Annotated in this window: 9 protein-coding genes and 3 pseudogenes; 5 read left to right on the forward strand and 7 right to left on the reverse strand. The window is 68.3% G+C overall.

Annotated features, from left to right (window positions below; all coding sequences use genetic code 11):
- Positions 1-190 precede the first annotated feature (190 nt).
- The 4 genes and pseudogenes from AB0D12_RS29920 (at position 191) to AB0D12_RS29935 (ending at position 3,281) form a co-directional block, all read left to right on the forward strand.
- Positions 191-1,447, forward strand: coding sequence for a cation:proton antiporter (locus AB0D12_RS29920; protein WP_362689441.1), 1,257 nt, complete (start codon positions 191-193; stop codon positions 1,445-1,447).
- Positions 1,448-1,724: 277 nt separating this feature from the next.
- Complete coding sequence (locus tag AB0D12_RS29925; protein WP_362689444.1) at positions 1,725-2,117, forward strand: transposase; 393 nt, start codon at positions 1,725-1,727, stop codon at positions 2,115-2,117.
- 444 nt (positions 2,118-2,561) lie between these two features.
- Positions 2,562-2,900, forward strand: a pseudogene (locus AB0D12_RS29930) (Sua5/YciO/YrdC/YwlC family protein); the annotation flags it as partial.
- Positions 2,901-2,921: 21 nt separating this feature from the next.
- Positions 2,922-3,281 (forward strand): hypothetical protein, encoded by a 360-nt coding sequence (locus AB0D12_RS29935; RefSeq protein ID WP_362689447.1) that lies wholly within the window; start codon positions 2,922-2,924, stop codon positions 3,279-3,281.
- Between the two features lie 104 nt (positions 3,282-3,385).
- On the opposite strand, the gene AB0D12_RS29940 is transcribed toward AB0D12_RS29935, so the two are convergent.
- From AB0D12_RS29940 to AB0D12_RS29960, 5 genes are all read right to left on the reverse strand, one after another.
- Complete coding sequence (locus tag AB0D12_RS29940; RefSeq protein WP_215097303.1) at positions 3,386-3,697, reverse strand: SCO5918 family protein; 312 nt, start codon at positions 3,695-3,697, stop codon at positions 3,386-3,388.
- Between the two features lie 56 nt (positions 3,698-3,753).
- The gene (locus AB0D12_RS29945) at positions 3,754-4,158 is read right to left on the reverse strand and encodes a CBS domain-containing protein (protein WP_362689451.1); all 405 of its coding nucleotides are present in this window, start codon (positions 4,156-4,158) and stop codon (positions 3,754-3,756) included.
- A gap of 46 nt (positions 4,159-4,204) precedes the next feature.
- A complete protein-coding gene (locus tag AB0D12_RS29950; RefSeq protein WP_362689454.1) occupies positions 4,205-5,716 on the reverse strand; it encodes a DEAD/DEAH box helicase in 1,512 nt (503 codons plus the stop codon).
- A gap of 326 nt (positions 5,717-6,042) precedes the next feature.
- Complete coding sequence (locus AB0D12_RS29955; RefSeq protein WP_103532579.1) at positions 6,043-6,246, reverse strand: cold-shock protein; 204 nt, start codon at positions 6,244-6,246, stop codon at positions 6,043-6,045.
- Between the two features lie 423 nt (positions 6,247-6,669).
- The gene (locus AB0D12_RS29960; RefSeq protein WP_362689484.1) at positions 6,670-7,455 is read right to left on the reverse strand and encodes a hemolysin III family protein; all 786 of its coding nucleotides are present in this window, start codon (positions 7,453-7,455) and stop codon (positions 6,670-6,672) included.
- 261 nt (positions 7,456-7,716) lie between these two features.
- Here AB0D12_RS29960 and AB0D12_RS29965 point away from each other — a divergent pair, with 261 nt between their 5' ends.
- Entirely contained in the window at positions 7,717-8,277 is a 561-nt protein-coding gene (locus tag AB0D12_RS29965; protein ID WP_362689457.1) for a hypothetical protein, read from the forward strand.
- Here the strand turns inward: AB0D12_RS29965 and AB0D12_RS29970 are convergent.
- A pseudogene (locus tag AB0D12_RS29970) lies at positions 8,277-8,353 on the reverse strand (cold shock domain-containing protein); the annotation flags it as partial. The gene AB0D12_RS29965 and the pseudogene AB0D12_RS29970 sit on opposite strands and share 1 nt — an antisense overlap.
- A gap of 244 nt (positions 8,354-8,597) precedes the next feature.
- Positions 8,598-8,759 (reverse strand): annotated as a pseudogene (locus AB0D12_RS29975) (MerR family transcriptional regulator); the annotation flags it as partial.

Genomic DNA, 8,759 nt, shown 5'->3' on the forward strand with positions numbered 1-8,759 from the left:
GCATCAGCAGCCGCGCCCCAGCGCACCGACCAGCAGCACGATCGCGGCGGTCACGAAGGCGAAGCGGTAGCCGCTTGTCGCGGCCTCCATCGCCGGGGTCCCCAAGTGGCGAGGTCCGCGATGCGCCAAACCGCCAGTGTGACCATGACGGTGAGCCATAATCGGATTATCTGAGCGAGGCATACGGGATATGACCAGTCATCAGGTGCAGTTGCTGTTCGTCGACATCGCGCTGATCCTCTTCCTGGCCCGCGGCCTCGGCCATCTGGCGGTCCGGATTCAGCAGCCGCCCGTGGTGGGCGAGATCCTCGCGGGCGTGCTGCTCGGCCCCACCCTGCTGCACGGGGCGGTGTCGGACGCGCTTTTCCCGGCCGGCATCCGCCCGCTGCTCACCGGGATGGCCAACGTCGGGGTCGCCCTGTTCATGTTCGGGGTCGGACTCGAACTGGAGAGCGGCAAGCTGCGGGGCCGGGGCCGGGTCGCCGCCGGAGCGGTGCTCGGCTCCACCCTCGTACCCTTCGCGCTCGGCATCCCGCTGGCGTTCTACCTGCTGCACGGCCACGGCAGCCACAACCACGCGGCGTTCGTCGTCTTCATCGGGCTGTCCGTCTCGGTGACGGCGTTCCCGGTGCTCGCCCGGATCCTCGCCGACCGGGGTCTGGGCAACACCGCGGTCGGCAGCCTCGCGCTGGCCGTAGCCGCCGCGGTCGACGTGGTCGCCTGGACGGCGCTGGCCGGCGTGCAGGCGGCGGTCGGCGGCGGCTCGGAGCACTGGCTGGTGGTGCTCACCGTGCCGTTCCTCGCGGTGATGCTGCTGGTGGTGCGCCCGCTGCTGCGCGCTCTGCTGGCCCCGGGCGGACGGGCCGTTCCGCTCGGCCCGCAGAAGTTCGCCGTGGTGCTGATCGGTGCGCTGCTGTCCGCGGCGGCGACCGAGGCGATGGGGATGCACTTCATCTTCGGCGCGTTCCTGTTCGGCGTGGTGATGCCCCGGGCCGGCGCGGACGCCATCCGCACCGAGATCCACGGCCGGACGGGCCAGGTCACCTCGCTGCTGCTTCCGGTGTACTTCGTGGTGGCCGGCCTCAAGGTCGACCTGGGCGGGCTCGGCTCCGGAGAGTTCGCCCAGCTGGGCGTGATCCTCCTGGTCGCGCTCGTCGGCAAGTTCGGCGGCACCTACCTCGGCTCCCGTAGCCAGGGCCTACCGCCCCGGCCGGCCTCGGCGCTCGCCGTGCTGATGAACACCCGCGGGCTGACCGAGCTGGTGATCCTCGGTGTCGGACTCCAACTCGGGCTGCTGGACGGCTCGCTCTACTCGCTAATGGTCGTGATGGCCGTGGTGACGACGGCGATGACCGGGCCGCTGCTGTCCCGCGTCTACGCCAAGCCGGTCGACCTCCCGCAGCCGGCCCGCGAGCGGGAGCTGGAACCCGTGGCCACGAGCTCCTAGCGGTGGTTTGTTGACGGCGGACCGTGACGGTAGTACGCCGGAGGTGAGAGTTTCAACTCGCCTTCGTGGAGCTTGAGATGACGAAGCGGCTGCCGTGTCCACCCGCGCCCGGTCCGCTGGAAGCCTACGCCGCCCGCTTCGATGATCCCTTCGAGACGCTCGCGCAGCGGCGTGGGTTCCGCGAGTATCTGGCCGGGCTACTGCTTCCACGGGATCGGAACAAGACGCTAACCTGCCTGGCCGGCACCGAGCCGGTGGTCGGCGCCCGCATGCGGCGGTGCAGCGGCTGCAGTTCTTCCTCTCGGAGTCGACCTGGGACAACCACCAGGTCAACGCGCGCCATCTGGAATTGCTGCTGGCCGATCCGGCCACCGCGCCGCACGCAAGCGGGGTGCTGGTGGTCGATGATTCCGGGGACCGCAAGGCAGGGACGGCGACCGCGCACGTGGGCAAGCAACGCTCTTGGCCACCGCCGCTGCACGCCCTTTGCGCGTTTGGCCACCGGTCGGCCACCGGCGGCCCGCAGCGACGGTTTCGGGCTGGGCCGTCACTGCGACATAAGGCAAAGGGCAAGGAAAAACCCCAGGTCACGGCGAGTGAGTCCTGGGGTTTCTCTGAGCCGCCTTCGGGATTCGAACCCGAGACCTACGCATTACGAGTCAGCACGTGATCACCCAGGTCTTGATCAACATGCCCTGATTCTTGGGAACGTTGCAGGTCAGGATGGGTGCGGCTGGCCGCCCTCGCTCGGCCTTGCCGCATCGTTCCCGATCCTTCCGTTCCCACCAGGTTCCCATCCGTTCCCGTGCGCCGGCCCCAGGAACGTGCTGAGCGACAGCGTTGCTGGTCGGAGTGGGGGGCCGAACTGGAAAGCTTCGCACCGGCATCGAGATGAACGCGGGCTCGCTTCCCCTGCGCCCGAGGTCGAGCCAGCGACCGTTTTCGCAGGTCAGCTCCGCACCGTGACGCCTGAGGCGACCCCCGGTCTCCGTCTGGCCGTCATCACACTCTCCGCTCGTTCACCGCACCGCCGGAGGGCAGCCGGGCCGTGCCGACAGCCTGCCGGTGAACGAGCGGCTGCCGGGTGAGAACTCCGGTCAGATCGAGAACAACAATGTCTCGTCGTTACGACTGCTCCGGCACCTCCGACCGTGCCACCGGGCTGCGCGAGGCCGCCTCGGCGGTGCGCCGTGGTGAGCGCGTCGCGCTGCCCACCGACACCGTGTACGGCATCGGCGCCGACGCCTTCAACCGCAAGGCCGTCGGCGATCTGCTGCGGGCCAAGGGCCGGGGCCGCCACATGCCCTCACCGGTACTGGTCGGTTCCCCGGACGCCCTGCCCGACCTGGTCACCGCCTTCTCCGACCGGGCATGGCAGCTCGTGCGCGCCTTCTGGCCCGGCGGGCTGACCCTGGTCGCCCGCCACCCACCGTCGCTGCAGCGGGACCTCGGCTCGTGATTAAAATCGTCTCTCATGTCGAAGCCTGACGAACTGCTTGTTGACGTCGCCGCTCTGGTGGAGTCCGGGCATGGCAATCAGATGTCTCTGACCGTGGTCGCCGGTGGTGCTGTCATCACGGGGCGGCTGGCTCCCGAAGTCGTCTGGAGGCAGCGGGTGTCGGAGGTTTTGGCGGACTCGGCCCGCCTGAGCGATTTCTCCGCCGTGTTCACCGCTGCGGCGCACGGGGAGTGGCCGCCCAGGCATCTGCATTTCCATGTGGCGCGGATTTTGCAGGGTTCGGTGGGGATCCCGGAGACGGGCGGGATGTACCGCGTGGCGATCAAGGACGTCAGTGCCTGGACGATGGGCGACTTCAGCTACTCCGACCACTGACCCACTGTCGCGCCGAGAAACCTCGGTACGGGGTGAGGGTCCGACCGGCGCACCCCGGTCGGACCCTCACCGCTGCGTTGCCGGCGGCTCGCGCCTGCCCGTCGTCAGGCGGCCACAGGGGCGCCGAGCATCGCGGACGCGTGTTGCATCGGGTTGAGAACGCGGGTGGGTGCGGGGGCCTGGGGAAGTTCGCGGCAGGTGAAGCCGAGCTGGGTCATGGCTCGGAGGACTTCGCCGGCGCTGAAGTCGCGGCGGTCCTGGCGTGTGATGACTTGGCCGACCTGTTTGACGGGGTAGGTGCGTCGGCCGATGATCACGGACTCGCCGGACGCCTGCTCGGGCTTGATGCCCTTCATCGATTCCAGGACGCCGCTCTTGGTGAGGTCGAACGGGAAGCGGGCGATGACACAGCGCATGATGCCTCACAGGGAGAGGAACGAAGAGGGAGTGGTTCTGCCGCGGTTGGCACGGCTCAGCGGGCAAGGGCGAGGACGCCCAAGGCGCTGCCGTGTTCGTCGACCACTGGCAGGGCATCGACGTGGCTGTAGCGCATCATGTGCCCGGCTTCGGCCATGGTGGTCACGGGCGAGGTGAACGGTCTTCGGTCGCCGAGGATGTCCCGCAGCTGGACCCGGTCCGTGTACGTGGAGCCGTCACGGGCTGCTGTGAGCTGAGCCTGGGTGACCAGTCCGATGCACAGGCCGCTGTCGTCGCAGACAAGCAGATGCCCGGTGCGGGCACTGGCCATGACGGACAGGGCCACCTCGACGGTCATGTCGTCACAGACCTGCGGTCCGGTGGTGTCCATGGCGTCGGCCACCGTCCTGCGTACGGCAGTGGCGTTCGTCGAGCGGGGCTGCATCTGAACCAGAGTCAAAAGGTGCCTCCTGCAGTGGTGGGCCAGTTTCCTGATCACGAAGTTTCTAGGCCGCCGCGTCGAAGGAGGTCTGCCGCGCTGTCATGCGCCGGGCCGCCGAAGCGGGGCTGCGCCGGCCGCGTGAGGCCGCGCTGCGCTTACGCCGCTCGGCTACCGGCGCGGTGATCGTCACGGGGATGCCGGAGGGGGCTTGGGCGCCGGTGATCCGGCTGAGGGCCTCTTCGCCGGAGCGGACCTGGGTGGTCTGGGGCACGATGCCGGCCGCTGTCATGAGGCGGGTCATGTCGCGGCGCTGGTTGGGGGTGACCAGGGTGACGACGCTGCCGGACTCGCCGGCCCGCGCGGTTCGGCCGCCGCGGTGCAGGTAGTCCTTGTGGTCGGTCGGCGGGTCGATATTGACGACGAGGTCGAGGTCGTCGACGTGGATGCCGCGGGCGGCGACGTTCGTGGCCACGAGGACGGTGACGTGTCCGGTCTTGAACTGGGCCAGGGTCCGGGTGCGTTGGGGCTGCGACTTGCCGCCGTGCAGGGCGGCGGCCCGGACCCCGCTGTTCAGCAGGTCTTGTGTCAGCCGGTCGACGGCGTGCTTGGTGTCCAGGAACATGATCACCCGGCCTTCGCGGGCCGCGATCTGGGTGGTCGTCCGGTGCTTGTCGGCGCCGTGGACGTGCAGCACGTGGTGCTCCATCGTGGTGACCGCACCTGCGGACGGGTCGACGGAGTGGACGACCGGGTCGGTGAGGTAGCGGCGGACCAGGCGGTCGACGTTGCGGTCGAGGGTGGCGGAGAACAGCATCCGCTGGCCCTCGGGGCGGACCTGGTCCAGGAGCGCGGTGACCTGGGGCATGAAGCCCATGTCGGCCATCTGGTCGGCCTCGTCGAGGACGGTGATCGCGACCTGGTTCAGTCGGCAGTCGCCGCGGTCGATGAGGTCCTTGAGCCGGCCCGGCGTCGCAACGACGACCTCGGCGCCGCCCCGCAGCACATTGGCCTGCCTGCCGATCGACATTCCGCCGACGACGGTGGCCAGGCGCAGCTTCACCGAGCGGGCGTAGGGGGTGAGTGCGTCGGTCACCTGCTGGGCGAGCTCACGCGTCGGCACGAGGACCAGGGCCAGCGGCTGGCGGGGCTCGGCGCGCTGCCCGGCGGTGCGGGCCAGCAGGGCCAGGCCGAAGGCGAGGGTCTTGCCGGAGCCGGTGCGCCCGCGTCCCAGGGCGTCGCGGCCCGCGAGGGTGTTGGGCAGGGTCGCGCCCTGGATCGGGAACGGGACGCTCACGCCTTGCACGGTCAGTGTGGCCAGCAGTTGGGCGGGCATGTCGAGGTCGGCGAATGCCTCGACCGCGGGCAGCGCCGGAGTGATCGTCTTCGGCAGGGCGAACTCGCCCTGGACCGCGGCGGGCCGCCGGCCGTGGCCACCCGAGCGGCCCGGACCGCCGGAACGGGTCCGGGCGGGCGAGCTGAAGCGGGCGCCCCGCCTCGAACCGGCGCCGGACCCGAAAGCGGGGTCCTCGGTCCGGCGGGGGCGGGAGGAACGGCCGTTCGTACGTGTGGGGTTCATCGAGAACCTTCCTTGATACGGCGCGTATCAAGGAATTCCCGCAGCGAAAGAGCAGCGCGGGGAATCACAAGAACGAACCGAATGGAAATGCGAAAAGGAATGCGGCTTGCAGTGAATCCGGTGCGGGATGCAAGCTATGAAATAGGTGACGTCATGTGGACGTGATATCCCGGACGTCGACCGGTACAGCTCCAAAAAGGCGCGCATCCCTGAGGATGGGGCTGCGGGCAGTGTTGTCCCACAGGTGACACCACTGTGGGAAATGTCCGTAGCTGGGGCCCGCACCCCGAGGGATGCGGGCCCCAGCTACGAAGTCCGCGTCAGCGTCAGGCGGGAACGATGTTCTCGGCCGTCGGGCCCTTCTGGCCCGCCGCGATGTCGAAGGTGACCTTCTGGCCTTCGAGCAGCTCACGGAAGCCCTCGGCAGCGATGTTCGAGAAGTGGGCGAACACGTCGGCGCCCCCACCGTCCTGCTCGATGAAGCCGAAACCCTTGGCCGCGTTGAACCACTTCACTGTGCCTGACGCCACGTCATATCTCCTTTGGGGGCAGTACGCCGGGACCCGCGATGTGCGGATACCGGGTCGCCGCGATGATGCCCCGTCCGGAAAATGACCGGCAATACAAAAAGCTTCCAGTGGCCGGGAAATTCCGGCGAAGGAGCTCGAAAGTTTTTGGGAACCACAACTGCAACTGAGATCGACAGTAGCATGAGGTAGCGGCCCGTGTACGGTAAATAACTCCACTCCGTTGGTTGCCATAAAAACACTCCCCGCACTGCGCGTTAAACCCTCATCTCGCGGTCATAGATATTGCCCCACCCGGAGCGCAGCGTTTCAGGAAAGGCGGGCGCTGCTCACGGCTCGGAGGGCACAACTATTCCGGTGGCACCGTCTCGCCCGGCGTCGGCCCCGTCGGCCCGTAGCCGGTCTCGACACAGATCGGGGGCGCGGTCAGTAGATGGCCAGGAAGATGGCGATGTAGTGCGCGGTGAAGGCTGCCACGGTCAGCGCGTGGAAAACCTCGTGAAAGCCGAACCAGCGGGGTGAGGGGTCGGGGCGCTTCAGGGCGTAGACGACTGCGCCCGCGCTGTAGAGGAGACCGCCGGCCACGATCAGGGTGAGTACGGCCGCTCCGCCGGTGCGCAGGAAGTCGGGCAGGTAGCGCACCGGTGCCCACCCCAGGGCCAGGTAGCACGGGGTGTACAGCCAGCGCGGGGCCCCGACCCACAGGACCCGGAACGCGATGCCGGCCAATGCGCCCGTCCATACGATCCACAGCAGCATGGACCTCTGGCCCGGCGGGAGGAGGAGCACGGCCAGGGGGGTGCAGGTGCCGGCGATGATCAGGAAGATGTTGGCGTGGTCCAGACGTCGCAGAAGAGCCTCGCCGAGCGGCCTCCAGGTGCCGCGGTGGTAAATGGCGCTCGTTGCAAACAGCAGCCAGGCGGTGACCGCGTACACGGCGCAGGCCCAGGCCGCCTGCGGGGTGCGAGCCAGGCAGATGAGTACGATGCCTGCGATCAGCGCGGCGGGGACCATTCCGGCATGGAGCCAGCCACGCAACCTCGGCTTGATCGGTTCTGCCAGGTCGGCCGCCTGCTCCACCAGAGCGGCAACCGAGTGACCCTTTTCTCCTGCATCGTCACATCGTGGCCCGGGGGCCGGCCCGACTTCGCGGTGTTCTCCACACTCTGAGGCGACGTGGACACATTCGACCTCAGCGGCGTCACGGGACATGGCTTCCCGTCCTCCCCCGGACTCCTGGGCGTCACTGGCAATCATGCGCTCATGCTAAGAGACCTCACAGGACAGCCCTTTCAAGAGGTCGGCCTGAAATCCAGGCCCAAGTCGCCGGGCCTGGGCTGCTTCTCCTTCGTGTGGACTCCGGTCTTCTTGGTCTCGCCTATGGGCCCCCGAGGCTGAGTAGATCGGCCGATCGTGGGAAAGATCAGGGCTTCCGAACGGGCACCACGGCTCGCCTACCCGCAAGGATCGCCGATGCTTCCTGAAGTCCGCCCACACGTATCCGCCCCCCTCACAGACCAGTTGGAACTCCAGTTGGGTCTGGCTCCAGACCTCGAAACCAGCCATCTCGATGTGGAGCGCGTCGCCGGCATCGCAGTAGTCGCAGCTGCTCACTCCGGTGGCTACGCGGCCATCGGTCATCTCCTCGGGCTGCTGACCGCGCTCCCTGCTCCCACCGAGGCAGGCGAACGCTTCTGGTTGGACCTGTGGAGGTCTTCGGGCTCCGCCTACCTGCTACCCGCCAACATCAAGGCTGAGGTGCTGCAATCCCTGGCAGGCGAAGGAACCGCCCTGGCCCGACAGATCCTCTCGGCTGTCGATGAGATGAGGCCGCCCCAACGCGTCGCGGCCGGGGAGGTGATCGGTCAAGCCCTCGCCGAGTCCGACCACCTTCCCGACCTCAAGACACAGGTCATCGGAGAACTACGGCTCCGAGATCTCGAACTCACCGCCTGGCGCGTGCTGCACGCCGACGGCAGGTCGGACGATCCCGCTGGACGCAAAGCCTTCCTCGAAGCCTGGAAGAGTGTCTGAACGTCTACTCCGCCGTCCTGCGGATGAAGCCGAAGCTCTTCTCCGCGTTGAACCCCTTCACGGTTCCCGTAGCCATGTCTCATGCCGTCCAGCCGGTGTACGCCTCCCGCACCGTGCGGGAGGCGGAGGTGATCGCCTTGGTTCCTGTGGCACGCACAGCAGAACGCCCACGCCGTAGACGTGGGCGAAGGGGACCTTCCGAACCATGACAGCCAGACCGGACGGGACATGTCCGCACCCTGCCACCATGGGAGACGACCCTGCGTCACACCCTGACCCGTGTGTGCGGGGACCCGCCGGTACCCGGCGGGCGCGCTGCCTCAAGCCACGGGCGGTCCCGCCGATTCGGCGGTGCGGCGGTATTCGGCGTTGATGCGCTGGGCTTCCTCGAGTTGGTCTTCGAGGATGACGATGCGGCAGGCGGCCTCGATGGGGGTGCCCTGGTCGACGAGTTCGCGGGCTCGGGCGGCGATGCGCAGTTG

It is taken from the genome of Streptomyces sp. NPDC048479 (genome assembly GCF_040651435.1).
Lineage (GTDB): Bacteria > Actinomycetota > Actinomycetes > Streptomycetales > Streptomycetaceae > Streptomyces.

Excerpts from the sequence above, each read along its gene's own strand:
- AB0D12_RS29960 (WP_362689484.1), bottom strand. The coding sequence starts at position 7,455 with ATGTCCCGTGACGCCGCTGAGGTCGAATGTGTCCACGTCGCCTCAGAG.
- AB0D12_RS29965 (WP_362689457.1), top strand. The coding sequence starts at position 7,717 with ATGCTTCCTGAAGTCCGCCCACACGTATCCGCCCCCCTCACAGACCAG.
- AB0D12_RS29950 (WP_362689454.1), bottom strand. The coding sequence starts at position 5,716 with ATGAACCCCACACGTACGAACGGCCGTTCCTCCCGCCCCCGCCGGACC.
- AB0D12_RS29920 (WP_362689441.1), top strand. The coding sequence starts at position 191 with ATGACCAGTCATCAGGTGCAGTTGCTGTTCGTCGACATCGCGCTGATC.
- AB0D12_RS29935 (WP_362689447.1), top strand. The coding sequence starts at position 2,922 with ATGTCGAAGCCTGACGAACTGCTTGTTGACGTCGCCGCTCTGGTGGAG.
- AB0D12_RS29940 (WP_215097303.1), bottom strand. The coding sequence starts at position 3,697 with ATGCGCTGTGTCATCGCCCGCTTCCCGTTCGACCTCACCAAGAGCGGC.